32 protein-coding genes are annotated in these 25,291 nt (G+C 36.7%); 23 read left to right on the plus strand and 9 right to left on the minus strand.

All coding sequences use genetic code 11. From position 1 onward, the window contains the following. Positions 1-28: 28 nt before the first annotated feature. The 12 genes from QZ138_RS00430 (at position 29) to QZ138_RS00485 (ending at position 9,766) form a co-directional block, all read left to right on the plus strand. Positions 29-1,474, plus strand: a complete 1,446-nt coding sequence (locus QZ138_RS00430) for an asparagine synthetase B (RefSeq protein ID WP_292884816.1) — start codon at positions 29-31, stop codon at positions 1,472-1,474. 344 nt (positions 1,475-1,818) lie between these two features. Beyond that, positions 1,819-2,640, plus strand: coding sequence for a 4Fe-4S dicluster domain-containing protein (locus QZ138_RS00435; RefSeq protein ID WP_292884818.1), 822 nt, complete (start codon positions 1,819-1,821; stop codon positions 2,638-2,640). Positions 2,641-3,036: 396 nt separating this feature from the next. Next, positions 3,037-3,252 (plus strand): Asp-tRNA(Asn) amidotransferase subunit GatC, encoded by a 216-nt coding sequence (gene gatC, locus QZ138_RS00440; protein ID WP_292603333.1) that lies wholly within the window; start codon positions 3,037-3,039, stop codon positions 3,250-3,252. A gap of 11 nt (positions 3,253-3,263) precedes the next feature. Beyond that, positions 3,264-3,749 (plus strand): amino acid-binding protein, encoded by a 486-nt coding sequence (locus QZ138_RS00445; protein ID WP_292884821.1) that lies wholly within the window; start codon positions 3,264-3,266, stop codon positions 3,747-3,749. 12 nt (positions 3,750-3,761) lie between these two features. Next, positions 3,762-4,781 (plus strand): homoserine dehydrogenase, encoded by a 1,020-nt coding sequence (locus QZ138_RS00450; RefSeq protein ID WP_292884824.1) that lies wholly within the window; start codon positions 3,762-3,764, stop codon positions 4,779-4,781. Between the two features lie 27 nt (positions 4,782-4,808). After that, positions 4,809-6,020, plus strand: a complete 1,212-nt coding sequence (locus QZ138_RS00455; protein ID WP_292884827.1) for a cofactor-independent phosphoglycerate mutase — start codon at positions 4,809-4,811, stop codon at positions 6,018-6,020. A 1-nt stretch (position 6,021) separates the two neighbouring features. Continuing rightward, positions 6,022-6,657 carry a flavodoxin family protein gene (locus tag QZ138_RS00460; protein ID WP_292603341.1) on the plus strand — a complete coding sequence of 212 codons (636 nt, stop codon included), beginning with the start codon at positions 6,022-6,024 and terminating at the stop codon, positions 6,655-6,657. A gap of 3 nt (positions 6,658-6,660) precedes the next feature. Continuing rightward, entirely contained in the window at positions 6,661-8,016 is a 1,356-nt protein-coding gene (locus QZ138_RS00465; protein WP_292884830.1) for an MATE family efflux transporter, read from the plus strand. A gap of 60 nt (positions 8,017-8,076) precedes the next feature. Next, positions 8,077-8,427, plus strand: a complete 351-nt coding sequence (locus tag QZ138_RS00470; RefSeq protein ID WP_292885004.1) for a GNAT family N-acetyltransferase — start codon at positions 8,077-8,079, stop codon at positions 8,425-8,427. Between the two features lie 11 nt (positions 8,428-8,438). Further along, entirely contained in the window at positions 8,439-8,606 is a 168-nt protein-coding gene (locus QZ138_RS00475; protein ID WP_292603345.1) for a hypothetical protein, read from the plus strand. Positions 8,607-8,613: 7 nt separating this feature from the next. Further along, complete coding sequence (locus tag QZ138_RS00480; protein WP_292884833.1) at positions 8,614-9,390, plus strand: alpha/beta hydrolase family protein; 777 nt, start codon at positions 8,614-8,616, stop codon at positions 9,388-9,390. A 4-nt stretch (positions 9,391-9,394) separates the two neighbouring features. Then, positions 9,395-9,766: a hypothetical protein gene (locus QZ138_RS00485; RefSeq protein WP_292603349.1), complete on the plus strand. Its 372-nt coding sequence runs from the start codon at positions 9,395-9,397 to the stop codon at positions 9,764-9,766. An 8-nt stretch (positions 9,767-9,774) separates the two neighbouring features. On the opposite strand, the gene QZ138_RS00490 is transcribed toward QZ138_RS00485, so the two are convergent. After that, the gene (locus tag QZ138_RS00490; RefSeq protein ID WP_292884835.1) at positions 9,775-10,071 is read right to left on the minus strand and encodes a putative quinol monooxygenase; all 297 of its coding nucleotides are present in this window, start codon (positions 10,069-10,071) and stop codon (positions 9,775-9,777) included. A 145-nt stretch (positions 10,072-10,216) separates the two neighbouring features. On the opposite strand from QZ138_RS00490, the gene QZ138_RS00495 reads away from it, so the two are divergent. The 5 genes from QZ138_RS00495 (at position 10,217) to QZ138_RS00515 (ending at position 14,770) form a co-directional block, all read left to right on the plus strand. Further along, the gene (locus QZ138_RS00495) at positions 10,217-11,818 is read left to right on the plus strand and encodes a CTP synthase (protein WP_292885007.1); all 1,602 of its coding nucleotides are present in this window, start codon (positions 10,217-10,219) and stop codon (positions 11,816-11,818) included. Between the two features lie 95 nt (positions 11,819-11,913). Then, positions 11,914-12,780, plus strand: a complete 867-nt coding sequence (locus QZ138_RS00500) for a prepilin peptidase (RefSeq protein WP_292884838.1) — start codon at positions 11,914-11,916, stop codon at positions 12,778-12,780. 2 nt (positions 12,781-12,782) lie between these two features. Further along, a complete protein-coding gene (locus tag QZ138_RS00505) occupies positions 12,783-13,208 on the plus strand; it encodes a class III signal peptide-containing protein (protein ID WP_292884840.1) in 426 nt (141 codons plus the stop codon). 120 nt (positions 13,209-13,328) lie between these two features. Beyond that, complete coding sequence (locus QZ138_RS00510; RefSeq protein ID WP_292884843.1) at positions 13,329-14,087, plus strand: hypothetical protein; 759 nt, start codon at positions 13,329-13,331, stop codon at positions 14,085-14,087. Positions 14,088-14,089: 2 nt separating this feature from the next. Continuing rightward, a complete protein-coding gene (locus QZ138_RS00515; protein WP_292884846.1) occupies positions 14,090-14,770 on the plus strand; it encodes a TIGR00289 family protein in 681 nt (226 codons plus the stop codon). Here the strand turns inward: QZ138_RS00515 and QZ138_RS00520 are convergent, their stop codons facing one another. Genes QZ138_RS00520 through QZ138_RS00530 form a run of 3 tightly spaced genes read right to left on the minus strand, consistent with a single transcriptional unit; the run spans position 14,771 to position 16,448 of the window. After that, positions 14,771-15,310: an AAA family ATPase gene (locus QZ138_RS00520; protein ID WP_292884848.1), complete on the minus strand. Its 540-nt coding sequence runs from the start codon at positions 15,308-15,310 to the stop codon at positions 14,771-14,773. 5 nt (positions 15,311-15,315) lie between these two features. After that, positions 15,316-16,053: a 4-phosphopantoate--beta-alanine ligase gene (locus QZ138_RS00525; RefSeq protein ID WP_292884850.1), complete on the minus strand. Its 738-nt coding sequence runs from the start codon at positions 16,051-16,053 to the stop codon at positions 15,316-15,318. A gap of 11 nt (positions 16,054-16,064) precedes the next feature. Beyond that, on the minus strand, positions 16,065-16,448 hold the full coding sequence (locus QZ138_RS00530; protein ID WP_292884853.1) for a hypothetical protein: 384 nt from the start codon (positions 16,446-16,448) through the stop codon (positions 16,065-16,067). A 332-nt stretch (positions 16,449-16,780) separates the two neighbouring features. On the opposite strand from QZ138_RS00530, the gene QZ138_RS00535 reads away from it, so the two are divergent. Next, on the plus strand, positions 16,781-17,827 hold the full coding sequence (locus QZ138_RS00535) for a ribonuclease H-like domain-containing protein (protein ID WP_292884856.1): 1,047 nt from the start codon (positions 16,781-16,783) through the stop codon (positions 17,825-17,827). A 1-nt stretch (position 17,828) separates the two neighbouring features. After that, complete coding sequence (locus QZ138_RS00540; protein ID WP_292884858.1) at positions 17,829-19,349, plus strand: HEAT repeat domain-containing protein; 1,521 nt, start codon at positions 17,829-17,831, stop codon at positions 19,347-19,349. Here QZ138_RS00540 and QZ138_RS00545 read toward each other — a convergent pair. Next, positions 19,344-20,099 (minus strand): ferredoxin, encoded by a 756-nt coding sequence (locus QZ138_RS00545; RefSeq protein WP_292884861.1) that lies wholly within the window; start codon positions 20,097-20,099, stop codon positions 19,344-19,346. The two genes, QZ138_RS00540 and QZ138_RS00545, sit on opposite strands and share 6 nt — an antisense overlap. 72 nt (positions 20,100-20,171) lie before the next feature. Between QZ138_RS00545 and QZ138_RS00550 the strand changes: the two genes are divergently transcribed. Continuing rightward, on the plus strand, positions 20,172-21,200 hold the full coding sequence (locus tag QZ138_RS00550; RefSeq protein WP_292884864.1) for a M42 family metallopeptidase: 1,029 nt from the start codon (positions 20,172-20,174) through the stop codon (positions 21,198-21,200). A gap of 104 nt (positions 21,201-21,304) precedes the next feature. After that, positions 21,305-22,168 (plus strand): hypothetical protein, encoded by an 864-nt coding sequence (locus QZ138_RS00555; RefSeq protein ID WP_292884866.1) that lies wholly within the window; start codon positions 21,305-21,307, stop codon positions 22,166-22,168. A 6-nt stretch (positions 22,169-22,174) separates the two neighbouring features. On the opposite strand, the gene tsaA is transcribed toward QZ138_RS00555, so the two are convergent. Then, a complete protein-coding gene (gene tsaA / locus QZ138_RS00560) occupies positions 22,175-22,660 on the minus strand; it encodes a tRNA (N6-threonylcarbamoyladenosine(37)-N6)-methyltransferase TrmO (RefSeq protein ID WP_292884869.1) in 486 nt (161 codons plus the stop codon). Positions 22,661-22,817: 157 nt separating this feature from the next. Here tsaA and QZ138_RS00565 point away from each other — a divergent pair, with 157 nt between their 5' ends. Both QZ138_RS00565 and QZ138_RS00570 read left to right on the plus strand, forming a co-directional pair. Next, positions 22,818-23,024: a molybdopterin-binding protein gene (locus QZ138_RS00565; protein WP_292884872.1), complete on the plus strand. Its 207-nt coding sequence runs from the start codon at positions 22,818-22,820 to the stop codon at positions 23,022-23,024. A 16-nt stretch (positions 23,025-23,040) separates the two neighbouring features. After that, positions 23,041-23,247: a molybdopterin-binding protein gene (locus tag QZ138_RS00570; RefSeq protein ID WP_292603381.1), complete on the plus strand. Its 207-nt coding sequence runs from the start codon at positions 23,041-23,043 to the stop codon at positions 23,245-23,247. A 230-nt stretch (positions 23,248-23,477) separates the two neighbouring features. Here QZ138_RS00570 and QZ138_RS00575 read toward each other — a convergent pair whose 3' ends face one another. The 3 genes from QZ138_RS00575 to QZ138_RS00585 are packed head-to-tail and all read right to left on the minus strand — an operon-like array spanning position 23,478 to position 25,224. Continuing rightward, positions 23,478-23,915, minus strand: coding sequence for a molybdenum cofactor biosynthesis protein MoaE (locus QZ138_RS00575; protein WP_292603383.1), 438 nt, complete (start codon positions 23,913-23,915; stop codon positions 23,478-23,480). Positions 23,916-23,965: 50 nt separating this feature from the next. After that, on the minus strand, positions 23,966-24,499 hold the full coding sequence (locus QZ138_RS00580; RefSeq protein ID WP_292884875.1) for a nicotinamide-nucleotide adenylyltransferase: 534 nt from the start codon (positions 24,497-24,499) through the stop codon (positions 23,966-23,968). Between the two features lie 8 nt (positions 24,500-24,507). Then, positions 24,508-25,224, minus strand: a complete 717-nt coding sequence (locus QZ138_RS00585) for a hypothetical protein (protein WP_292884878.1) — start codon at positions 25,222-25,224, stop codon at positions 24,508-24,510. Between the last annotated feature and the right edge of the window lie 67 nt (positions 25,225-25,291).

Genomic DNA, 25,291 nt, shown 5'->3' on the forward strand with positions numbered 1-25,291 from the left:
AGTAGTATTAATTCAATAATATTATATCATGTGTTCGATAGTAGGCCTTCAAGGTAGAGTAAAAGCAGATTATATTGTTAAAATGTTGAAAACCTCAAAATACAGGGGTCCTGACTCATCAGGTCTTTTTTTGGATAAAATTTACACTGACATCGATTTGGATGAATTCAGTGATGATAAGGAGTACCCAATAGCTTTTGGCCATAACCTTCTTTCAATTTATGATTTAAACGACAGAGTATCTGAAATGCAGCCTGTAAGCAATGGCAATCTCACCCTGGTTTTCAACGGTGAAATCTATAACTTTAAAACAATAACCAACCTTCTTTCCAAAGTAGGAGTCCAGAAGGAAATTTTATCCGATGCCGAAGCGCTGCTTTATCTGATTGACTGCTACAATAAGGATGATCTCATAAAGGCCATTCAGATGGCAATCAGATTGGTCGATGGAGATTATGCATTTGCAGTCTGGGACGGTGAAAACCTGGCCCTTGCACGTGACCCCCTTGGGGTGAAGCCTTTATTCTATGCACAAAATGATGAGATGAAGGGATTTGCATCTACCCGACAGTCACTAAAGGAAGTCGGATTTGAAAAAATAGAAACCTTAAAGCCTGAACATATACTATTTAACTGGAATGATATAGCTCCAACACAGGCAATATATGAAAAGGTATTCGAAGGCGATGTAGCTAAAATTGACAAGATGTTAAAGTTGAGCGTCGCCAAAAGAATCGACGGATTAAGCGAGGTCGGCGTGATATTTTCAGGAGGCCTTGACAGTTCATATATCGCACTGCTTTTAAAGGAGATTTCCGAAAACATTCCTCTGAAGATTACTCTTTATGCAGTTGGTACAGAAGGCTCAAAGGATGTTGAAGCCGCAATCTATGCATCAAAATTTCTCAATCTTGATTTGAAAATCTGTGAGGTTACAGAGGATTTGGTTCGCGAAGCCTTGCCTGAAGTTGTCAAAGCCATTGGTGATGATAACCTGATGAAGGTTGGTGTTGGCCTCACCACATATTTTGCAACCAGGATGGTTTCAGAAGATGGTCTTAAGGTGGCATTTTCCGGCCAGGGTGCAGATGAGCTGTTTGGAGGATACAAACGTTATCTGCAAAGCTTTGTTGACGGCACACTCAATTACGATTTGAGGGTTGACATGTCAAACATGTATCACGTTAATCTTGAAAGGGATGACGCATGCTCAATGCTTAACGGCGTTGAATTGAGACTGCCATTCTTGGATAAGAACCTGGTGGAATTGGTTTTAAACATTCCTGATAACAAAAAGATAGTTTCTATGCATGACGATATGAGGAAAAGTATCCTGAGGAAATTGGCCTTTGAAGAGGGTCTTGACTATGAGATAGCCTACAGGCCTAAAAAGGCGGCCCAATATGGAACCGGAATCGACAAGATATTGAGAAAGAAAATCATTAAGGATACGGATATTTCCCAATATCTATAAAATATCTTTTAACTAATTTTTTTTAAATTATTTTTCTATTTTTCTTTGACTATTTCAAAAACTTTGTCGATTTGAAATTTTTAATTTTATTTAAAAATTGTTAAATTTAATAAATAGGTGGAGTAAAAGCTTCTATCATGCTAAACCAAAAAATGGATACTCTAAATATTATTTTAGATGCTAAATAGTACATATTTTAAGATTATGATGATAGATTATTCTTTTCAAATCCTAGTTTGTGAAAATTTTTAAATGGTGAGTGAAACTATAATTTTCTGATATATTTTTTTGAATCACTGAAAGAACATAAATATTTATTACTTTGATAGAATTAATTGATATTTATGAACATTAAAGCACCTATAATTATGGAGTTAATTTTCATTGTGATTTCTGTTTTGGTATATATTACAACTTCCAACACATTTTTCATATTCAATTTCCTCTATATCGGAACTGCAATAGCTGTTGGACTGTTTATGATGAGTAAAAATAACAGATACGCAAGAAACATGATTATGCTTGCAGTTGGATGTTACCTATTTGTTTATGTTGGAATTTTAGGTCATGAAAACTTGTCCTTGTCAGGATTTTGGTATTATTTAAGTTTAGGTGTTTTTGAAGGTGCCGTTATTCATTTTCTAATTGCAAAAATCCTTGGTCCATTACTGTTTGGCCGTGGATGGTGTGGCTATGCCTGCTGGACAGCAATGATATTGGATTTGTTACCTTATAAAAACCCTCAAAACGAAAGGAAAAACTGGGGGTATGTCAGATACATATTATTTGCAGCGATATCATGTGGTGTATGTTCACTATTCGTTTTTAAAGTTTCTAATCTTGATTCAATAATATTTTCCCTATTTATTTTAGGAAATATTATTTATTATATTCTGGGAATTGCTCTGGCATTTTATCTTAAAGATAATCGTGCATTTTGTAAATATATTTGTCCGATTACTGTATTTTTAAAGATTTCAAGCTACTTTTCACTTTTAAGAGTTAAAGTTAATGAAAATAAATGCATCAGTTGCGGCAAATGTGTAAGGGCATGTCCGATGGATGTTGAAATGTTAAATAATTCCAGAAAAAGAGAAAACGGTACGGAATGTATACTGTGCCTTAATTGTGTTCACAGTTGTCCGAATGATGCCGTGAAATTATGATTTGGACAAACAGGTTTAATTTGAAAAATTAAGTATTTTCAGTCATCATAATGAATCTTTTTGATTAATTTGATATAATATTAATTATTTCCTAACTCGAATAACGTTGCCATGCCTATGTTATAAGCGAGCCAATTCTCTCGGCTGTAGTGGAGGTCTGGGTGAAAATAATTGGTGAGCATATACAATATTGAGGAAGCGATCCTTGCTCAGAAAACGAATATTCAAGACAAAAATAGTGTTTTAAAATGAATATATTGCAGAGATTTATTTTGGAATCAAAATCGAAAAACCGATTTTGAAAATCGACAAAGTTTTTGAAAGAGTATTTTCTTTAACTTTATTAATGTTAAAAAACATAATAATTATATTATTAATTAATAGGAGTTTATATTAATGACAATCGAAAAAGATGCAGAAGATATTATAGAAAAATTCTCAAAAATATTGGAAGACATTCCGGATTCTGACGAAACCTGGTACATTACCGATAATTTAAACCTAACTCGTGAAGATGAAGCTCATGAGAAAAATCCTGAAAAAATATTAAGAAATGCCAATATTGATAAAGATGGAAATCTTATTGTGAAAAGAGCTGATTGGACAAATTAAGAGGGATTTATATGAGAATAAACTTGGTTCTAGAACTTTTAGATTCTCCAGGACAGTTAGTTAAAGCATTAGAACCAATCAGTGTGTATGGTGCTAATCTAGTAACTGTCATTCATAAGAGAGATTATAAAAACGAAAATGGGAAAGTTCCGGTTCAGCTTACTTTAGAAGGTGAACATGAAGACCTTAAAAAGGTGGTTGACAGATTTGAAGAATTAGGATTTTCCATTATTGAATTGGATGGTGTTGTTAGAAAAGAAAAAATCACTACAATATTCTTTGGCCACATTGTAGACCAGGACTTAAGGGACACTATGGATAGAATAAATAAATTGGACGGTGTTGTAATTGTGGCATTTGATATTAAATTAAACGGTGAGGAAAAATCCACCGCATTGATTAATATCGAAGCGGATATTGGCAAAAAGCAAATAGTATTTGATAAGATTGCAGAAATTGCAGAGGAAAAGGAATTGCTAGTGATTAATGAAGTTTAAGTGATGATTATTATGGATGAATGTAAAGTCATTATCATGGGATTCGGTTCAGTTGGCCAAGGTGTTGCCAATGCCCTATCTATGAAAAAAGATTTAATTAAGGATAAAACTGGTGTTGCAGTGAAAGTAGTGGCAGCAACAGATTCATCTTCATCTGCAATCTCACAGGAAGGTTTGGATGAAGAATTACTTGTAAAGACTAAAAAAGAGAAAGGAAAACTATCAGCATATCCTGAATTTGGGTCTGATAAGAATGGTGCAGATGTATTGGATGCTGTTGAATACGATTGTCTTATAGAAGCAACTCCTACAAATATCGTTGATGCACAGCCTGCACTTTCACTAACCCTAAAGGCATTCGAACAGGGAAAAGATGTTGTAACCTCAAATAAGGGACATTTGGCCTTAAAATTCAAGGAAGTTGTTGGTGCTGCTGAAGAGGCCGGTGTGGAATTTAAGTATGAAGCCAGTGTTGGCGGATCAATGCCAATCATCAATTTCACAAAAGATACTTTAGCTTCCTGTGAAATCAAATCAATCAAAGGTATCCTCAACGGTACCACAAACTACATTTTATCAAGAATGACTTCTGAAGGTTCAGAATATGAAGTCATCTTAAAGGAATCACAGGAATTGGGTATTGCAGAAACCGACCCGACCCAGGATGTTGAAGGTATTGATGCAGCATGTAAAACTGTTATTCTGGCAAATTCATTATTGGGAATTGATGCAACATACAGTGATGTTAAGGTTGAAGGCATTTCAAACATCAACTCACAGGCTATCGAGCTTGCCAAAAAGGACGATTATCTGATAAAGTTGATAGCTGAAGTATCTCCTAACAATTTGCAGGTATCTCCTCGTTTGGTTAAAAGGGGAAGTTCCTATGATGTGAGCGGAACCTTAAACATGGCTACAATCAAAACCGATTTGGCTGATGAGGTATCCGTTATTGGACTCGGAGCAGGTTCTCTTGAAACTGCTTCTGCGATGTTGACCGATTTAATTAGTATTTTAAAGAATAAAAACTAATTAAATTTTTTTTATTTTTTTGATAACATGAAATACGTAATTTTTATTCCTGATGGTTCCAGCGATTACCCTGTAGATGAATTGGAAGGCAAGACCCCACTTATGGTGGCAAATACTCCAAATATTGACCGATTGGCCAAAAAAGGATTTGGCGGATTTACCAATAACGTCCCTGCACAGTATACTCCGGGGTCTGACGTTGCAAACATGAGCATCTTCGGTTTCAATCCGGCAGACTACTATACCGGCCGTGGACCTCTAGAGGCAGGAAGCGAAGGCATTCCGACAAAGCCTGAAGATGTGATATTCAGATGCAATACCATATTCAGCGAAAGTGACGCAATGGATGATTTTAATGCAGGCCACATTTCCACCGAAGAGGCTGACGTGCTGATGAAAGGTCTGAACGAATATTTCACCGAAAAGTACCCTGGCTTTAAAGGCAAATTCTACACTGGCGTAAGCTACAGGCATCTGTTCATTTATTCATGTGACAGCATAGAGGATGCAGAGATTCTCTCAAGCATCAAGACAATGCCTCCTCATGACATTGTTGGTGAAAATCTTTTAGATAACATGTTTGGAGAATGTGAATTGGCTGAAGAGATTCAAAACATAATGTTTGAAGCAAGAGAATATCTGAAAGGTCATGAAATCAATCAGAAAAGGGAAATTCCCGCTAACATGGTATGGCTATGGGGACAGGGCGTAACTCCAAGCCTGCCTAACTTTGAGGAGACCTATGGAATCACAGCTTCAGTAATCACAGGTGTGGACCTTCTTAAAGGTATTGGAAACTTTGCCGGAATGAACATTATTGATGTTCCAGGTGCAACTGGATATTTCGACACTGACTATAAACAAAAAGGAGAATATGGTATTGAAGCATTAAAGGAAACCGATTTATTATTGATTCATATTGAAGCTCCGGATGAGGCCGGCCATGCTCAAAATACAGCTGAAAAGGTAAAGGCAATCGAAAGGATTGACGAGTTCATTGTCGGTCCGATCATTGAAAGTCTTGAAGGCTCACCATACAGGGGAGCAATATTGCCTGACCACCCGACACCGATAAGCGTTGGAACTCACACCCGTGATGATGTGCCGATAATTATATTCGATTCCGAACGTGATGGTGATGATTGCGAATCCTTTGATGAGGAAGGAGTGAAAAAAGGCTCATTGGAATTCAGGAAAGGACATTTATTAGTTCAAAGATTGATTGATGGAGATTATTAAAATGAAAGTATTACTTGTTAACGGTAGTCCAAATAAAAACGGCTGTACCTATACAGCATTGACTGAAGTTGCAAAGACTTTGGAAACCCATGACATTGAAACAGAAATATTCTGGATTAAAACAAAACCTATAATAGGATGCATCGCATGCATGAAATGCGGCGAGAAGGGACAGTGCACATTTGACAATGATGTTGTAAACGAATTCGTTAAAAAGGCATATGATGCGGATGCTTTCGTATTCGGCTCACCTGTTTATTATGCCAGTGCAAACGGTTCCATGACTTCATTTCTGGACCGTGCATTTTACTCAAACTCCCATGGGGCCAATGGCGAAGCGTTCAAGCACAAGCCTGGAGCGGTGGTCTGCTCTGCAAGACGTGGTGGAACAACCGCAACCTATGATCAACTGATCAAGTATTTGGGAATCAGCCAGATGCCTATCATTTCCTCATTCTATTGGAATATGGTTCATGGAAACACTCCCGAAGAGGTAATGCAGGATGAAGAGGGATTGGGAACCATGAGACAACTGGCCCATAACATGGCATTTTTCCTGGAATGTATGAAAGCGGGTGAAGAGAAAGGTTTGACCATAACAGAAGAAGAAAAACCACGCACAAACTTCATCAGGTAATTTATGAACATATTTAAAACTCCTGAAGGATACTTATATTCAAATAGGGCATTACTTGCTCTATTCATTCCACTTTTAATAGAATACGGTCTTGAATTCTTTGTAGGCTTTGCCGATTCAGTAATGGTTGCATCATTAGGTGAAGCGGCAATTTCGGGAGTTTCTCTCGTTGACTTTTTAGTTCAACTTCTTATTTTTTCATTTTCGGCCCTTGCAACAGGCGGTGCCGTTGTAGCCGGACAATATTTGGGCGACAAACAGATTGACAAGGCGCGAAACTCTGCAACCCAGCTGGTTTGGTTTTCGACTATTTTGTCAATTGTTCTAATGATTTTGGTAGTTTTGTTAAGGCATTTCCTTATTGGAATTCTCTTCGGCCAAATCGAAGCGGATGTGTGGGCAAATGCGGATATGTATTTGTATATTGTGGCATTGTCAATTCCATTTCTGGCAATTTATAATGCCGGAGCGGCTATTTTTAGAACAACCAACAATGCAACCGTTCCAATGAAGATTTTGCTCATTTGCGATGTATTGAATGTTTTGGGTAATGCATTCTGCATTTACTATTTGGGATGGGATGTTCGTGGTGTTGCTATTCCAACCGTGATATCAAGGGCATTGGCTGCCGTTTTGATAATGCATTTTGCCGTGGACGATAATTATAAATTACATATCAAAAAGACATTAAAGCATAAGTTTGACTTTGTTATACTTAGAAAGGTATTGCAGGTAGGCATTCCATATGGTATTGAAAACGGACTGTTCCAATTGGGCAGGGTTTTGGTTTTAAGCATTGTTTCAACATTCGGAACAATGGCAATAGCTGCAAACTCTGTCGGTTATGCGATTGGAATTTTTTCGGTTCTGCCAGGTTTTGCAATCAATCTGGGTCTTACTGCAGTGATATCGAATTGTGTCGGTGCGGATGACTATGAGCAGGCCCGATATTACAACAAGAAATGCCTGATTATCGTAATCATTTCACACATTGTCATAAATGTCTTGATATTTGCAGGCCTGCCTTTGATTTTGGGCATATACAACCTGTCGGCCCAAACTGCAGTCATGGCCAGTGAAATGATAATATGGCACGGAATCTTTGCAATAATAATATGGCCATTGTCATTCACTGTTCCTGCAACATTCAGGGGTGCAGGAGATTCAAAATCAGTAATGTATATCAGTTTGGCAGTGATGTTTGCATGCAGAATTGGCCTTTCATATGTAATTGCCGATTGGATGGGTATTGGAGTGTTCGGAACTTGGATTGCAATGTTTATCGATTGGTATGTAAGGGCAGGAATTTACGTTTACAGATATTTCTCAAATAAATGGACAGAATATAGGGTGGTTTAAATAAGGGCAAAAATTACATATAAGAACACACATACATTTAGCAAAAAGCAGCTGCAGGATCTGTTTTTATCGGTTGATTGGTCTTCAGGTCATTTTCCCGAAAAGCTTGTAATCGCTATGAAAAACTTCGAAACGGTTTACTCCGCATGGGATGGGGACAAGCTTGTTGGAATGATTTGCGTAATGGATGACGGGATAATGAATGCTTATGTGCATTATCTTTTGGTTCATCCCGATTATCAGCTTGAGGGAATCGGAAAGGAACTTGTTGAGAGAGTTAAAAATCATTATAAGGATTATATGCGAATTGTAGTTGTGGCATATGATGAGGAAATGAAATTTTATGAATATTGCGGTTTTGAAAAGGCAGAGGACGCAAGTCCGATGTTCATAACTGAATTGTGGACATAGGAGGTGATTTGATGATAGATAATGAAGATATATTTAATAAGCTGGTCAGTTCATCAAACTTGACTGATGCACACTTTAAGGTAATACTGGACAATCAGAATTTGATTTTGAAAAATCAGGAAAAGCTGTCAAAACAATTGGCGGATATAAGTTCCAAATTGGATAAGCTATTGGAATAGTGGAATTATGGTTCTATTTAGAGGGGATATCAAGTGTAAAAGCCTGCAGAGGCGCACATCAATCAGCGTAATATTGCCTGCAGACAATATTCACTTCCTGCAGGATGCAGAAGAAATAGTTCCAAAGCCATACAGGACACTGTATCTGCTTCACGGATTGTACGGCAGTGACGACATATTTCTTGCAAACACTTCAATTCAGAAGTTTGCCGAAGACAACGGAATAGCAATTGTGATACCGTGCGGAGAAAACAGCTTTTACGTTGACAATCCAAAGGCACATGCCTATTATGGGGAATATGTCGGTCAGGAACTGCTTGACATTACAAGAAACATTTTTCCCCTTTCACACAGGAGGGAAGACACTTTCATTGCAGGATTTTCCATGGGAGGTTACGGTGCCGTCAGAAACGGTTTGAAGTATCATGAAAACTTTTCCAAAATCGGAATGATATCTGCAGCTCTGATAACCGATGATATTGTAAACTATACAGATGACGAGAATGTTTTGCGTTCCAGAGATTTCTACGAGTCCATTTTCGGTGACTTGGATGAGTTGAAGGGCTCTGATATGGATCCTAAGGCACTGATTGAAGGGTGTGTGAATGTTCCGGACATTTACATGGCCTGTGGAGAGGATGACTTTTTATTTGAAAAGAATGTTGATTTTCATGAATTTCTGAAGGATATGGACGTTGATGCCGATTTTGTTAAGGCTTCCGGGGAACACACTTGGGAATTCTGCGATAAGTACATTAAGGAATTCATTAAGACATTGGGGTGAAATTATGAAATGTCCAAATTGCGGCAATGAGTTGGATGAGGACAACTACTGTGACGAGTGCATTGAATTTTTCAACAACTTGGATGACGATTCATCTGATTTTGATTTTGAGGAGGAGCCGGATTTCGATTCAATGGTAAACAACGGTGATGAAATCTGTCTGAACTGCACATACTGGAGCGTAAGTCCGTACGGCAGGGCTCATGGAATGTATTGTCGAAGGGGCAATGGCCAGACCGAACCTAACGATTCATGTTTTGACTTTGTTCAGTCTCACAGCTTTGCCAATTATGGTGATGAAGGTCAGTTTCAGTTTGATGAAACATCAAGAGACATTTCAAACAAGTTGAATAACTGGAGAAACAGCAGATATTAAAGGAAAAATTAATTTCCTTCAATTTCTTCGCCGACAATAAGTTTGATGCCTAAAGGTGCTGTAACGGATTCCTTGATTGCTTCACCAAATTCTATGAATTCAGGTGTTTGCATGTGGGTCTGTAGAGCTTCCTGACTTTCCCATTTTTCGATGAATATCAGGGAGCCGTCAAGGACATCCTGGTACAGGTTGTAGGATATGTTTCCTTCATGTGTTCTTGAGGCGTTGATTAATGTTTCGGCTTGTTTAATTACTTCATCCTTTTTTTCTTCTTTCACTGGTAAATTTGCATTAACGATAATCATTTTATCACCTTTTTTTAATTAAAAGTATAAGTGTTTTAACATATTAATTTTGTTCTTTATAATGCATTTTTCACATCAGATTAAATTTTTATATACAATGAGATACTAAAATTATAAATGTAATTTTAATTAGGAGAGGATTTTTCTGACAAAGTATATTATTATAACTGGTGGGGTAGTTAGTTCCATAGGTAAGGGCATAACCTCTGCATCTATGGGAAGAATTTTAAGATCTTATGGTTTAAAAGTTTCAGCTATTAAAATAGACCCATATTTGAACTGGGATTCTGGAACACTCAATCCATATCAACACGGTGAGGTATTTGTAACTCATGATGGTATGGAAACAGACTTGGATTTGGGACACTATGAAAGATTTTTAGATGTTGAGCTTGATGGAATGGCAAATATTACCACCGGTAAGGTTTATGAATCTGTCATCGCTAAGGAAAGAGAAGGAGGATATCTTGGAGAATGTGTACAGGTTATCCCTCATATAACTAATCGTATCAAGGAAATGATTAGGGCAAATTCAGAAAGTGCAGATTATGATGTTGTTCTTGTTGAGCTTGGCGGTACTGTCGGAGATATTGAAAGCCAACCTTTCCTTGAAGCCTTAAGACAACTCAGAAATGAGGAAGGCAAAGAAAATGTTATGTTTGTCCATGTTACATTTATCCCCTACCTAAATGCAGCTGGAGAATTCAAAACAAAACCTACCCAACACTCCACAAAGGAATTAAGAAGTGTCGGTATTAATCCTGATGTTATTGTATGCAGGTCACAGGTCCACATTGACGACGCCTTGCTTGGAAAAGTTGCTCATTTCTGTGACGTGGACGTTAAGGCAGTGGTCAACACTCCTGATGCAGGAACAATCTATGAGGTTCCTTTGGTATTGGAAGAACGCAAAATAGGTCAGCTGATTGTTGATAGAATCGGTTTGGATGTTGAGGCAGACTCTTCCAAATTGGACGATTGGGCTAAAATCGTTGAATCATTAAGAATCACCGATCCTCAAGTCACTATCGGTATCGTTGGAAAATATGTCGAACTTGAAGATTCATACATCAGTATCCGCGAATCTCTCCTTCACGCAGCGGCAAGCATTGGAGTAAAGGCAAATATCAAATATTTGAGTTCCGATGTTGAGGAGCTGGACAAGGACGCTTTAAAGGAGTTTGACGGTATCTTAATTCCAGGAGGATTTGGAGAACGTGGTTTTGAAGGCAAGTTGGATGCAATAGATTATGCGATTGAAAACGATGTTCCGTTGTTCGGAATCTGTCTTGGAATGCAGTCCATGGTGACTCAATTTGCAAGAAGAAACGGATATCCTGATGCCAACAGTTCCGAATTCGATGACAATTTGAAATATCCTGTTATCGACATGATGGAAGAGCAAAAGAAAATCAAAGACATGGGTGGAACCATGCGTTTGGGATCCTATGACTGTAAAATCATTGAAGGAACTAAAACTTATGAAGCCTATGGTGAAATAGATATTGAAGAACGTCACAGGCACAGATATGAGTTTAACAATGATTTCAGAGATGATTTGCAGGAAAAAGGCCTGATAATTTCCGGTACAAGTCCTGATGACTTCCTGGTTGAAATTGTTGAATTGCCAAATCACCCTTGGGCTATTGGTTGCCAATTCCATCCTGAATTTAAATCAAGACCTAATAGGCCACATCCATTATTTAAAGCATTTTTAGAAGCTATTTATGAGTTTTCTAAAAATTAATTTTTCTCTTTTTGTTACAATTTTACAAGTCAAAAGCAATTTGACAAGTTGATTTTCTATCTAATTAATATATTTTGAGTTATAATAGTACTATCATGAATTTTAGTACCATTTTTTTGATTCAAATAATTATTACATTGCTATTTTGTATTTTGGCATCAATTTACGATATTCGGGACAATTTTGTTCCCGAGAGGTTATGTTATGTTTTGGCGTTATTTGGACTGGCCTCAAATCTGATATTGTCATTGATTTCAAATAACGTTAAATTCATTTTAGCTTCATTTATTTCAATGGTTATCACATATGCCATAACTTATTTGCTGTGGAAATTGAAAATGTGGGGTGGTGGTGATGTAAGATTATTTACTGCTATCGCTACAGTAATACCAAGTGGACTTAATATTGATTTTTTGAATGTTTTTCCTCAGTTGTCAATATATCCGTTTTCATTCAGTGTCGTTGCAAACAGCATTCTGGTTTCCTTTCCATTTTTGGCGATTTTTGTTTGCCATCTCATAGCTAAAAATGAGACATTCAAAAAGCATCCCTTTTATCTGATAACTCTTCTGAATATTGAGAATCTACGAAAGATGATCCATTCGACCTTGAATAAAACAATACTTATCAAGGATTTGAAGGAAGGAAACATCGTAAATGATTTTTATTTTGATGAAGAGTACATCATTGAGTTGATAAATGATGTCGACGGCAATCTGGAAGTGTGTGAAAGCAAAAGCGATGAGGGAAAATATTATTTCAAATCCATGAGTGCAGGGGGAATAACTGAAAAGGACATGTATCTAATCAAGATAATGAGCGCTCAGGGATTCATCGGCAAATACATATCCATAAAGATTTCCTATCCGTTCACTCCGGCAATATTTGCAGGACTGCTGGTGGCGGTATTTTATGGGGACATAATCATGCTTTTTGCAAAAAATCTGGTTTTGGTGGTGTAGCGATGATTGACAATAGGGGTCAGGTTTCTCTTGAATATTTGCTGATATTTGTAGTGTCGCTAATCCTGTTGATTGCTTTCACATTGCCTTTAGCGGAATTGACGATTGGAAATACATTGGATGTGTCTGATACGTTAAACGTGAAATCCGACTTGTCAAAGGTGTCCCAGGCCATTGAAGAGGTTTACGGACAGGGTCAGGGATCAAAACACACGATTGATGTTGTGGCATCAAATGATTTGAAGGTAAATGTTGCAAGTGATTATATTTCATGCAATATAAAGCTTAAAGACGGTAAAAATAAAGATGAAAAAATATATTTCAGGTCAACACTTGAAAAATCCAGCATATATCTGAAGAAAGGTGAAAATTCAATAACTGTTGAATGGCCTGAAAATAGTGAAAATATGCAGATATATGTAAAATAATCACTTTTCATACAAAAGTTTTTTTAAGTATATAATTTAATATTTTAATATACTGTAAAATGGCGTGTGAAATATATGGATATTATAACTCTAATAATTTACCTTGTTTTATTTATTATTATGATGGTTTTTGTTTTTTCAATAGGAATGTTGAGACAATACATGCCAAAACGCGAAGTGCTGTTGGTTCTGGCAGTGGCTTTTTTAATCGGTTCAATCGGAGGGGCATTCTTCCTGCAGCCGATTTATGAAGAGCTGCCTGATATGGCAAGTACTATTGAAAAAAGCATGCCAAATAATGAAGAAAAATTATCTCTCGATTTATCATCTTCTGTAGATACTGATGCCCTTAGAAAAGACGTATCTTCCATGAAGGGTTTCAAATCATTTGATGAAACTTCGATTTCGATACCAATGTGGCACTTTAATAAAATGGAGCATGACTATTTTGAGGAGATAGTCGGAAATATTGACAGCCACTATAAGAATTATACCGTAGCGGATGACAAAATCATTATAGAGTTGGATGATAATTACACAGCATCCCAAGCTTTAAAAACTTTTTCAGATTGGTATAAATTGGTATACGGTGAGACACTTTCCTATGCACAGATTCATGCTGTTTTAGTTGTTGATTCAGCTAATCTGGATGATTTTGAACATACATTGCTTAATAAAGGAATTGTCGCAAGCAATATTGAAGGGCCGGTTCAGAATAGCGTAAATGCAACAAACTCTTCAATGTTGTCAAATCTTCAATTTACATTGGTTTGCGGCGGTATCGGTGTTGTTGTCGCATTGATAGGAATCTATATGGACACTGTTGTTCCGGCATATAGAAGATTTAGAAAGACCATGAACAAAAAACGTAAACGATAGATATGAACGTTGCGATTTTATTTTCTGGAGGCAAGGACAGCACCATGGCTGTTTATGCCGCTTTGGAAGCGAAAGAAGATGTAAAATATCTTCTTTCAATGAAATCCAAAAATGATGAGTCATACATGTTTCATGTTCCAAACATTCATGTCACTGATTTGCTTTCAGAGGCGCTTGATATTCCTATAATGTCAGTTGAAACAGATGGCGTTAAGGAAGAGGAACTTGAGGATTTGAAGGCCGCTTTTTTAGACCTTAAGGATTTGGGTGTTGAGGCAATATACACAGGTGCACTTTATTCAGTCTATCAGAAGTCCAGGATTGAAAAATTGGGTGATGAGGTCGGATTGAAAATAATTTCTCCTTATTGGCATGTGGACGAGCTGGAATACATGCGCAAAATCGTTTCATTAGGTTTTAAGATAATGATTTGCGGTGTCGCTGCATGGGGATTGGATGAATCCTGGCTTGGAAGAATAATCGACGATGATACAATCGATGAGCTTGTCCGGCTTAATGAAAAATATCATGTTGACATAGCCTTTGAAGGCGGTGAAGCCGAAACATTGGCGATTGACGGACCTATTTTTAAAAAAAGAATTGAAATATTAAAATATAAAAAGGAATGGCATCTTGACAGTGGTGTTTTTGTAATAGAAGATGCTGTTTTAAAAGAAAAATAATTATAATCCGATTTCACTAAAGAATTCGTTGATTTCATCCTGGAAGCTTTCCAGATCACTTTCGTTAATGATTAACTTGTCTGAAAGTGCAATCACCGTTCCGATTCCAAAGCCCAATTCATTTTTGTCCCTTCTTTCAAATTCGGAATATTCCTGTGAATCGTCTTCCCTCATTCTCAGTTTCAATCTTTCAAAGCGTATTGTCGGATTGGTGAATACGGAAAGGATAATGAAGTTTTCGAAATTTTCCTTAAACATCTCCACTTCATGATGGCTTCTTATGCCCTCAACGATTATCAGATTTTCGACACCGTCATCCTGAAGTTTTTTAATCTTTTTGATTGTAAGCTCAGACACTATGTACGGACCATGCTCTGCCCTTAGATTTTGGGCAGTTTCCTTGCTGCCTTCTCCTCTTTTTTTGGCTTCTTCTCGTACAATGTCGCCCATACTAACAATAATTGCTCCCTTTTCAGCTGCCAAATCTGAAACTATGCTTTTTCCAGAACCCGGCATACCAGATATTCCCATTACTTGCATTATATTCACTCTTTAATTCTTATTTGCTCTAATGATTCCTTAAGATTTTCATCATTGTCATATTCATTGACTAATTCCATCAATATTTCCTTATCCTGAGTCTTTAAGTCTTCAGCTATCTTTGTCATAAATGGTACTGCACGAACAATATTGTCCATTATTGACACGTCAGACATTTTTGATGTTCTTGAAAGTGGATTCAAATCAATTGTTATTATATTCTTGCCGCTTTTTTTCAGTATTTCCGCTCTGTCGCCATCTTCTAATGGAATAAGTATTGTATCCGCACTGTATATTCCGGTTTTGCTTGCTGAAGATCTGCTATTTTTTATTTCATTTAAATATTCTATATCATCATCTAATGATCCTAAAATTTCTTTATACCCATGGTCTTTATATAATTGAGTTATTATTTTCACTCTGTCGTCAGTTCTATAAAAAAGGTTTATTTCTATTTTTGCATTAACGCTTCTTGCCAGTTCGATTATCTCATCACATGCAAGGGCGGTTGCATTGCCGTTGACTGAAATCACTGGATTGTTTGATAAAAGCAGTGCAGCCACTGCCACATACATTGCCCTTTTTGCAGGATAAGTGGTTTTCTCTCCAATCAGATAATCAAACGCTTCGCCACGGCCATGCGCTATCATGGCTGATTCTGCCAAATAGCCTTCCTTTGAGGCTTTGACAATTTTGTCTCTTAATAATAATGATTCATACCTTGGGTGTGATTTTGGTATCATATTTTTTCTCCTTACTTTAAATCAATAGTCATTTGAGCTAAATACCCTAAAAATGTTGTTATCAATATTGTAATTAGGGCTATGGAAAGGATATGTGTGGAGTACTTTCCTATAATCAATTTTCCGGCTTTTGGCAATACGAAAAATATCGCATCTAAAATAATGTCAATAATGGTGAACAGAACTCCAACCAGGAATCCTTCAATAACTTCATTGCTTTCTATATTTCTTATATAAATTATTCCGAAAAATCCTGTTACAATAATTGTAATTATAGGTACAATAATATTGATATTTGAAAAATGGGAGTTAAATATTGGGTTAAAAATTCCAATTAAAATTGTAGTTATACTCCATGACAGGATTCCGCATATTATACCTAATTTCAGTTTCATTCTCAAACCTTAAATGTTAATTAATTATATTTTTATTTTAAAATATTAAATACTTTTCTAAGGTTTTTCAACAGTTGAATCGCTTTTCTAATTAAAAATAGTTTTTGAGTTGGTGGTAGATAATTAATTAAATTAACTATCTACCTGCTTGTTTTAACAAGCTTTTAGAGAAATGAATTTTAAAATTTGGCTGTTTTATCTATCTCTAGGCTACTTTGTAGCCAATTATATTATTTGAAAGTAACCATATATAAAGTTTATTGTAATTTATAAAAATTCAAGTATACTTTATTAAAAAGCTTTATATTAGGTTATTTATAAAGTTTAATTGAATGATGCATGATTATAATTTTGAAGAATATTTGAGAAAAACACTATCCAACTCAATAAGTTCACAGAATCCTTCAGAAATTGCAAAAAATAAGGCAAGGAAACTATCTCCATCATATTATCAGGATTTGAAGGAAAAGCTTTTGATTGAATATGATAAGAAATCCTTGAAAGATGTAATGGACTGTAAAATATCCAAGACATCCTTTGGAGATGTGCTGAAAATAACAAAAAAGGAAAGGATAGATTTTAATATTGAGGACAATGATTTCATGCATCAGATGAACAGCAATTTGAAATTGCTGCCTAAAATAGGTCTGAAAACTGAGCAAAACCTTAAAAGCAAAGGTTATGACACGATTGAATCCCTCACAAATCATGATAGATATGGGGATTTGGCATCTGAATTTTTAGGTAATTTGGATGGGAGGTCATTTTGCGAAATCATTGACATGCTGGACGGTAACAGGTATTCAAAAAAATGCAGGGATAATGTAATCAAAAGCATCAGCCTGACGGATGAGAAAAACTTCAAGTTCATGGATATTGAGACAAAAGGATTATCTAATGTTCCGATAATCTTGATAGGTGTTGCTGAAATTAAGCAAAATAGAATTGAGGCATCGCAATATTTCCTGAGGGATTACACCGAAGAGGCAAGCATCATTGATGCCTACCTGTCTCATTTGGATGAGGATTCAATTCATGTGACATTCAATGGAAAAACTTTTGATGTACCTTTTATAAAAAATAGATGTAGATACAATAGGATCGATGCCGATTTGGATTTGCCTCACCTCGACTTGATGTATTTTGCAAAAAATCTGTGGGGTGAAAAGCTTCCGAATTGCCAGCTGCAAACGATAGAAAAAGAATTGTTTGGAATAAATCGAGTTGGAGATGTTCCGGGACAATATATTCCCGGATATTTTGATGCTTATTTAGAAGAAAATAATATAGGTCCCGTAGTGCCGATAATAGAGCACAATGCCCAGGATATTATTTCACTTGCAAGCTTTTTAGATAAAATGTATAGGGATGTAAATTAAAATGGGATTATTTGACAGATTCAAGAAAAGCGATAACAAAAAAGAAAAACCCAAAAAGGAAGAGAAGGTAATTCCTGATGATTTGGAAATTGATGAGGATCAGTTGGTTTTAAAGGACATAGCCATAAACAGCAAGGACAGGTATGAAAGGGCGGCGGCCGCCGACCAGATTACCGACCAATATGTGGCTTTGGATTTGGCCAAAAATGTCAAGGACCGTGCAATCAGACTGATTGCAATAAATAACGTTAAGGATGAGAGACTTTTAAGGGATGCCGCTGAAAACTCCCAGTTTTTTGATGTGAGAAGCTTTGCATGGGAAAGGCTCGGCGAAAACAACAAGTCAATTGCCGAAGTCGTAATCAATACAAAAAAGGGTCCTGATGTTGATGAAATCTTTGAAAAGGTGGTTGATGAGGAAACCCTCAAATGGATTGCAATCGATGCGCAGGATAAACGATACAGAAATGCTGCCGTTGAAAAGATTGATGATGCTGATGTGTTGTATGACCTGGTCTTCAAGGCAAAGGACAAATCAATCAGAAAGGCCTGTGTGGAAAAGGAAACATTCGTCAGCGAAGAGATGCTTCAGAAAGTAGCAATTGAGGATAAGGACGAATCCGTTAAAATTGCCGCAGTCAAAAAGATTGAAGACGACAAATGCCTTGAAAACATTGCATTGAATGAGGACAACGCAAAAATAAGAACCCTGATTTTTGATAAGATTGATGATATAAACATTTTAAGAGACATTGCCATAAACTCCAAAAAAGCAGATGTGAGACTGGATTTGGTTAAAAAACTCGATGATGAGGATTTGCTGGAACAGATTGCCCTAAACGATTCAGACAAGATTGTCAGAAGTGAAGCCGTCAAAAAAATAACCGATGAAAAGGTTTTACTGGATGTCATCGCATCCGATGATGACAGGTTTGTCCGCCAGATTGCCGTTAAAAGCATTTCCAATCCTGATGACCTGGTTAAGATTGCTCTTGAGGATGATGATCAGTTTGTAAGAAATCATGCAATAACAAACCCTGCAATAACAAGTGAAGATGATTTTACGTATGTTGCAATCAATTCAACACATGAGGAGGTGGCTTTAGAAGCATTAAGCCACATCACTGAAGAGAAAAATTTCATTGAAATTTTGAAAAATGCGAAATTGGATTCCATAAGCAAAGCCACTCTTGACAATATCGACGATTTGGAAACATTAATCAGGATTGTCCTTGCAAATGAGGATGAAGAATTCTCCCTTAAGGCATTGAATAAAATCAAAGTCGAAAAATGCTTGTTTAAAATTTATGAACAGGGCATATCTGAAAATATCTCCGTCAGGGCGGTATCTTTAATCAAGAACCAGAAGATGCTGACAGACATTGCAAGAAATGCATCAGCCTGGAGAATCCGTGAAGTCGCCGTTAAAAAGATAGTGAGTAAGAAAGTCCTGAAGGATATCTCACTGAATGATGAAAACGAATATGTAAGGGAAGTTGCAAAAAAGAGAATGAATCTATAAATAGAATTCAGGCTCTTTTCTTTCGCTGTTTGCTTTCTCAAAATCAGGTTTTTTTGCTTCAAATGCCGCTCCTGAAAACTTACGTGCATCTTCTGGGCAAATTGAAATGCATGCTGTGCACCTTGAACATGAATTGAGGTCTGTTTCAATGGGATCATCTTCAGGTATCGCTTTTTCAGGACAGATTGAAACACAATCATAACAGAAGGCACACACTGTCTCATCACAGCTTATCTCAAATGGCAGCTGCTTGTAATCTGTGTATGGTATGTTTCCCGGAATTTCGGATTCCAATGATTCGTTTGACTCTAATTTTTTGATGCATTTTTCACTGAATTCATCAATCTTTTCCATATCGCTGTCATCAGGTCTTCCGACAGCAACGCCATCAAATATTGAATGATGGGAAACAGTGGAAGCGGCAGCTATTACATTGAAGTTATTTTCCCTTAACAAATCTGTTAATTCAAGCAGGGAATCAGTAACATGGGCATTGCCGTAGTTGACGACTGCAATTGCAGGTGTTTCATTTCCCTTGATTTTTGATAATCTCTCACGTGCGGTTTTTGGTAGCCTTCCGGCAAAAACGGGCATCACTACAACTGCAACATCCTCGCTTTTCAATTCCTTTTCAGAGTTGAATATGAGAAGGTTGCAAATCTCCTTTTCCTGGCTAAAATTACCAGCTATCCTGTCAGCTACTTTTTTGCTGGTTCCTGATGGACTGAAAAATATTTCAACAATTGACATAATAACACCTATATTATATATGTATAGAAACTATTTAATAATATTAAATTTAAAAAATAATTTGGTGATAAGATGGAATTAATGAGAGAGCTATCTTTGGCGCCAGGTGTATCTGGCAGTGAAGAGAAAATAGCTGAAATTATTACACGCGAATTAAAAGATGTAGCCGATACAATTGAAACTGACAGCATGGGAAACCTCATTGCAACCAAAAAAGGCGAAAAGAAAGCGCCTAAAGTAATGCTTGCTTCCCACATGGATGAAATCGGTTTGATGGTAAGATACATTGACGATAACGGTTTTATTAAGTTTTCAAACATTGGCGGAATAAATGATCAGATGTTAATGAACCAAACTGTAACCGTTCACTCTTCTGTAGGTGAACCTATTGTTGGAGTAATCGGTTCAAAACCGCCACACGTAACAAGTCCTGAAGAGAGAAAAAAGGTTGTTAAATCTGATGACATGTTCATTGACATCGGAGCCAAGGACAAGGAAGAAGCAGAAAAGATGGTGAGAATCGGAGACAAGATGACTTTCAACTCACTATTTGTTGAGTATCCAAATAATCTAATCATGGGTAAGGCTTTGGACAATCGTGTAGGCTGTTATGTGATGATGGAAGTCTTAAAAAGGGTCAATACCAGAGCCACTGTCTATGGTGTAGGTACAGTTCAGGAAGAGGTTGGCCTTAAGGGAGCCAAAACATCAGCATTCAAATTGAATCCGGACCTTGCAATTGCACTTGACGTGACATTATCAGGGGACCATCCTGGAATCAAGCCTGAAGAGGCACCTGTCGTTATGGGCAAAGGACCTGCCATAATTTTGGCAGATGCCAGCGGAAGAGGTATTTTAACCCAGCAATCCGTCAAGGACATGCTTATAAAAGCGGGTGATGAAAACGAGATTCCATATCAATTGGAGGTAAGTGACGGCGGTACCACTGACGGAACTGCAATTCACTTGACCCGTGAAGGAATTCCTACAGGTGTTTTATCCGTTCCTACCCGTTACATACACACTCCTGTAAGCGTATGTAGTATGGAAGATATAGAAAACACTATTCAATTAATTACCGAAGCTATAAACAACTTATAGCTTACTCTTTTTTTCTTTTTATATTATAAATTCAGATTGATTTTTCATAAAACACATACTATTTATATGATAATGTTTAACATTGTTATGTAGGTGTTTTAATTATGTGTAAAAATCATATTACAATTATGATTATCAGTACCATTCCTGACATGTTTGGTGAACATTATTATTTCATTAAGGAAGTTTTTCCACAATTAAAGGAGATTTGCAACAGCCATGACATTGACTTGGAGTATATTGACCTGTTCTTTTCAATGTCTGAAGAGGAATTCAAAACCTGCAGGTCCATACAAAAATATTTCAATTCAATTGATTCCGACAGGACTTTCTATATCTGCTTCAGGGGCCAGAAATTGGGTTGTGTCCCTACTCCTGCAGACATTGACAAGATGACTCTGGATGAATATCCCGAACTTGTGGATTATATTGGGGATACATCATTCACGGAATTGACAGTAATGCATGCATTGCATCCCTTTGAAAAATATGATAATGGAAATGCCCAGTCATTGCCTCCGGTAAGGCATTCCTTTTTCTACTTTAGGAATGACGATTACCTGAATGAATTGTCCGATTCCCAAAAGGAAATCTACACCTGCGGACATTGCGATGATGAATTTGTTCAGGACCTGAAGCTTGCCATGGCCAAGGATCTGGTCTTTCATGACAAGTATGAATTTGACAAGCTGAAGGATAACGTGTCAAACATTAACATCAGACGTTATGATGGTGTATGGGATAAAAATTTGGCGTTAAGTGATGTATTGGATAAATATATTGAAGAATATGTTGAAATGAATGATATGTCTATCGAAGATTTGCCGGATTATTATGATAAGTTCCCTATTCTCAATTCAAAGGGATGTTTTAATGATTTTAATAGTGAAGGCAATCCCTTAAAAGACATTATAATTGAGGATTTTGTCAATGAATTGAAACTTGAGTTTCCTCAAAAATTTAAGTAGGATAGATTATTTGAATCTATCATCTGACTTTTGTGACTTTGCCTTTTGGTGTTTGGTTTCAAACCATCCTATTTTCAGCTCGTCTATGGTGTCCTCGTATAGTTGTGGCACATAGGGCTTTATGTCAAGAAGCGGTGTTCCGTCCAATATGTCAACGTTTTCTATGTGGATGGTGTTTCCTTCAACTTTTTTTACTTTAACGACACTCATTCCGATTCTGTTTGGCCTTTTTGGTGATCTTGTTGCAAACACCCCGTGTGTGTCGTTGTCCATGAACGGCTTTACCTCAAGCATGTATCCGTCAACCTTGTGAAGCAGATAGATTAGATGGATGTGTGAAAAGTCACCCAAATCTTTCAGGCCATCAGCATATTTGTCCTTGATTTCAATTGTACCTTTAATTCCTTTTGCGCCTGTTGGCTGAATTGGCATTCCTTCAATTTCTTTGAATTGGGTATGGATAGTGCCAATTGATTCTAATTCAATATTCATATTTATCATATTCGTCATTATCCTTATTAAAACTTACTTTTTCGATATGAAGTATTTCAGGTAATCGATTAAAAAAGTCTTTATTTGCCAAAAAACGAAACATTTATATACAATTCGGTATAACATTATAACTGTAAAAACACATTGAGATGAAAAAATGAAACTTAGTGCAAGAAATCAATTAGAAGGTAAAATTACAAATGTAGAACTTGGAGCCGTTATGGCTAATATTAAAATCGAAATTTCAGAACCTAATACTATTACCGCTGTTATAACTAAGGAATCAGCTGAAAACTTAGATTTAAGCGAAGGCGATGATGTTACTGCTATCATCAAATCCACTGAAGTAATTATAGGTAAATAGATTGGAGGTGTTTGATATGAAACTTAGTGCAAGAAATCAATTAGAAGGAAAAATTGTCAGTGTTGACAAAGGTGCCGTTATGGCTAACATTAAAATTGAAGTGACAGAACCTAACACCATTACTGCAGTCATTACCAAAGAGTCTGCTGAAAAATTAGGTCTGGCTGAAGGCGATGACGTTACCGCTATCATAAAATCTACCGAAGTAATCATCGGAAAATAGATTCAAAATATTATTTTTACATCTGGGGTTTAAAAAATAATTAAAAATGCCATGACTTTTTCAGTCATGGATCAATACTAATTTTGTAGGATTAATGTCCAAGGAATCCTAATAATATTAAAATAACAAGAACGACGATTCCTGCTTTTAGGAGTGTTTTAAGGTTTTTAACTATTGCATATATGATAAGGAACACAATGATTATCCTTAGGATGTGCATCAACATGTGATTATCCGCCTGCTAATATGGTTTTGGTACCTTCTTTTGAAATTTCCTCTTTTTTGAATTCAACATCATATTTGACGGTTTCAATAACTTCTTTCAGTGCATCGAGGGTTTCTCCACGGTGGGCACCAAGCACTGCAACTAAAAACAGCATGTCTCCGGTGTAAAACTCACCGATGTAGTGAACTACGGATATTTCGTGAACATTATATTTGATTTTAGCGTTTTCCACAATCTTTTCAATTTCGCTTTTTGTCTTTTCCTTGTCGGGGGTTGTCAAGATTAACTTTTCCAGGTTCATGTTTTCTTCTTTTCCGCGTACAATTCCTTCAAATGTGAAGATTGCACCTGAATAATCAATCTTTTTGTCTTTTTTTAATCCGGCAATTAGGTCTGCCATTGTAACTTTGTCTTCTTTTGCTTCTATTACTCTTACAACCATTGTTTCATCTCCAAGTAATATATTATATCAAAACTATTATATAACTATTGTTATAAATCACTTATTTCCTTGACTGACAAATTTTTCAATCTGTCAACACCGTTGATTTCCCTAATCAAATCAACGCTGGCCTTCGGAACCAGTTCCTGCCAGTTTTCATCATTCAAAATGCGTCTTCTGACTTCGCTGCCTGATAGGTGCAGACGGTCATATAGAGGGGGCTGTCTGACTTCATAGCCTTCCTCACTGAACAGCTGCTTGACCAGGGGGTTTCCTGAATAGACGATATTGAACGGAGGTGTCAGCATTTTGACATGGGATACCCAGATTGCATTGAAATTGATGTCCTGCATTGGAATGATGTAGTATCTTGACGGGTCAATGTCCTTTTCGGCCAGAGCCTGGCTCATCATGACTACACGCTCTCCTGCCGTGAAGGGGTCTTTCAGCTCATGGCTTGCCTGAGCGCTGCCGATACCTATGATTATCTCATCAACTTCATTGAGAATCTGTTTGATTACCTCCATATGGCCGTTATGAACAGGTTGCATGCGGCCAATTAGAATTCCACGAACTTTCTGCATATTATCACCTAAGGCGCCAGCCCGTCTAAACTTCTGATTAAGTTCTCAGCGGTCTTATGTTTTTGAGATAGGGAATCTGTAATGCATGTTTCAACAAGCAAAGTGTTAATTCCCTTGTCAGCTATTGGCTTTGTGACCTTTTCAGGGCTTGTTCCCAAATCAAAGTTATAATCAACAAGATTTACGTCATTTGTTATCTTGGAAATATAAGAATTGATCTTGTCGGTTCTGTTGGACAGGCTAAATACAAAGTTTGAATACTCGTATTCAGGGTTGATCTCGTGGACATCCACTACAATGAACGGATTGTCCTTTGCAATATTCGGAACGATGTATTTATTTGCAAGCTCCTCACCGGCAGCACGGGTTTCGTCATGGGAAGTCAAGTTCGCTATTGTCTTGATATAGTAAATGACATAATGTTTTGTCAGATTATTGGCGCCGTTTTCTGCAGTTATGTTGTGGATGGTCTTGTTGACCTCCTCGTGAATTTCATGCTCTCTTGGGTGAACTCCCAGAATAATGCCGACGGTTTCATTGGAAGAAGGATTTCCGGCCTCTATCTTGTAGACAGTACCGTTTACATTGCCTCCAACTTCAGTAACATTATAAATATTGTTTGGGTTATTGTTATTATTTACCTCACCGATAATAAAAGATAGATTGATTACCACAATAACTATTAAAATTATCAGTAATATCTGATATTGAGATTTTTTGTTCATAAATATAACCTATTTAAATATCTGCCTAAACTTATATAAAGACTTTTCACCAAAATTAATAACATAA

Source organism: Methanobrevibacter sp. UBA212 (assembly GCF_905233225.1).
Classification (GTDB): Archaea; Methanobacteriota; Methanobacteria; order Methanobacteriales; family Methanobacteriaceae; genus Methanocatella.

Excerpts from the sequence above, each read along its gene's own strand:
- QZ138_RS00585 (WP_292884878.1), bottom strand. The coding sequence starts at position 25,224 with ATGAACAAAAAATCTCAATATCAGATATTACTGATAATTTTAATAGTT.
- QZ138_RS00520 (WP_292884848.1), bottom strand. The coding sequence starts at position 15,310 with ATGCAAGTAATGGGAATATCTGGTATGCCGGGTTCTGGAAAAAGCATA.
- QZ138_RS00480 (WP_292884833.1), top strand. The coding sequence starts at position 8,614 with ATGGTTCTATTTAGAGGGGATATCAAGTGTAAAAGCCTGCAGAGGCGC.
- QZ138_RS00580 (WP_292884875.1), bottom strand. The coding sequence starts at position 24,499 with ATGCAGAAAGTTCGTGGAATTCTAATTGGCCGCATGCAACCTGTTCAT.
- QZ138_RS00465 (WP_292884830.1), top strand. The coding sequence starts at position 6,661 with ATGAACATATTTAAAACTCCTGAAGGATACTTATATTCAAATAGGGCA.
- QZ138_RS00475 (WP_292603345.1), top strand. The coding sequence starts at position 8,439 with ATGATAGATAATGAAGATATATTTAATAAGCTGGTCAGTTCATCAAAC.
- QZ138_RS00455 (WP_292884827.1), top strand. The coding sequence starts at position 4,809 with ATGAAATACGTAATTTTTATTCCTGATGGTTCCAGCGATTACCCTGTA.
- QZ138_RS00555 (WP_292884866.1), top strand. The coding sequence starts at position 21,305 with ATGTGTAAAAATCATATTACAATTATGATTATCAGTACCATTCCTGAC.
- QZ138_RS00490 (WP_292884835.1), bottom strand. The coding sequence starts at position 10,071 with ATGATTATCGTTAATGCAAATTTACCAGTGAAAGAAGAAAAAAAGGAT.
- QZ138_RS00525 (WP_292884850.1), bottom strand. The coding sequence starts at position 16,053 with ATGATACCAAAATCACACCCAAGGTATGAATCATTATTATTAAGAGAC.
- tsaA (WP_292884869.1), bottom strand. The coding sequence starts at position 22,660 with ATGAATATTGAATTAGAATCAATTGGCACTATCCATACCCAATTCAAA.
- gatC (WP_292603333.1), top strand. The coding sequence starts at position 3,037 with ATGACAATCGAAAAAGATGCAGAAGATATTATAGAAAAATTCTCAAAA.
- QZ138_RS00570 (WP_292603381.1), top strand. The coding sequence starts at position 23,041 with ATGAAACTTAGTGCAAGAAATCAATTAGAAGGAAAAATTGTCAGTGTT.
- QZ138_RS00430 (WP_292884816.1), top strand. The coding sequence starts at position 29 with ATGTGTTCGATAGTAGGCCTTCAAGGTAGAGTAAAAGCAGATTATATT.
- QZ138_RS00545 (WP_292884861.1), bottom strand. The coding sequence starts at position 20,099 with ATGTCAATTGTTGAAATATTTTTCAGTCCATCAGGAACCAGCAAAAAA.
- QZ138_RS00565 (WP_292884872.1), top strand. The coding sequence starts at position 22,818 with ATGAAACTTAGTGCAAGAAATCAATTAGAAGGTAAAATTACAAATGTA.
- QZ138_RS00500 (WP_292884838.1), top strand. The coding sequence starts at position 11,914 with ATGAATTTTAGTACCATTTTTTTGATTCAAATAATTATTACATTGCTA.
- QZ138_RS00515 (WP_292884846.1), top strand. The coding sequence starts at position 14,090 with ATGAACGTTGCGATTTTATTTTCTGGAGGCAAGGACAGCACCATGGCT.
- QZ138_RS00575 (WP_292603383.1), bottom strand. The coding sequence starts at position 23,915 with ATGGTTGTAAGAGTAATAGAAGCAAAAGAAGACAAAGTTACAATGGCA.
- QZ138_RS00540 (WP_292884858.1), top strand. The coding sequence starts at position 17,829 with ATGGGATTATTTGACAGATTCAAGAAAAGCGATAACAAAAAAGAAAAA.
- QZ138_RS00445 (WP_292884821.1), top strand. The coding sequence starts at position 3,264 with ATGAGAATAAACTTGGTTCTAGAACTTTTAGATTCTCCAGGACAGTTA.
- QZ138_RS00485 (WP_292603349.1), top strand. The coding sequence starts at position 9,395 with ATGAAATGTCCAAATTGCGGCAATGAGTTGGATGAGGACAACTACTGT.
- QZ138_RS00510 (WP_292884843.1), top strand. The coding sequence starts at position 13,329 with ATGATGGTTTTTGTTTTTTCAATAGGAATGTTGAGACAATACATGCCA.
- QZ138_RS00435 (WP_292884818.1), top strand. The coding sequence starts at position 1,819 with ATGAACATTAAAGCACCTATAATTATGGAGTTAATTTTCATTGTGATT.
- QZ138_RS00450 (WP_292884824.1), top strand. The coding sequence starts at position 3,762 with ATGGATGAATGTAAAGTCATTATCATGGGATTCGGTTCAGTTGGCCAA.
- QZ138_RS00460 (WP_292603341.1), top strand. The coding sequence starts at position 6,022 with ATGAAAGTATTACTTGTTAACGGTAGTCCAAATAAAAACGGCTGTACC.
- QZ138_RS00505 (WP_292884840.1), top strand. The coding sequence starts at position 12,783 with ATGATTGACAATAGGGGTCAGGTTTCTCTTGAATATTTGCTGATATTT.
- QZ138_RS00550 (WP_292884864.1), top strand. The coding sequence starts at position 20,172 with ATGGAATTAATGAGAGAGCTATCTTTGGCGCCAGGTGTATCTGGCAGT.
- QZ138_RS00535 (WP_292884856.1), top strand. The coding sequence starts at position 16,781 with ATGATGCATGATTATAATTTTGAAGAATATTTGAGAAAAACACTATCC.
- QZ138_RS00530 (WP_292884853.1), bottom strand. The coding sequence starts at position 16,448 with ATGAAACTGAAATTAGGTATAATATGCGGAATCCTGTCATGGAGTATA.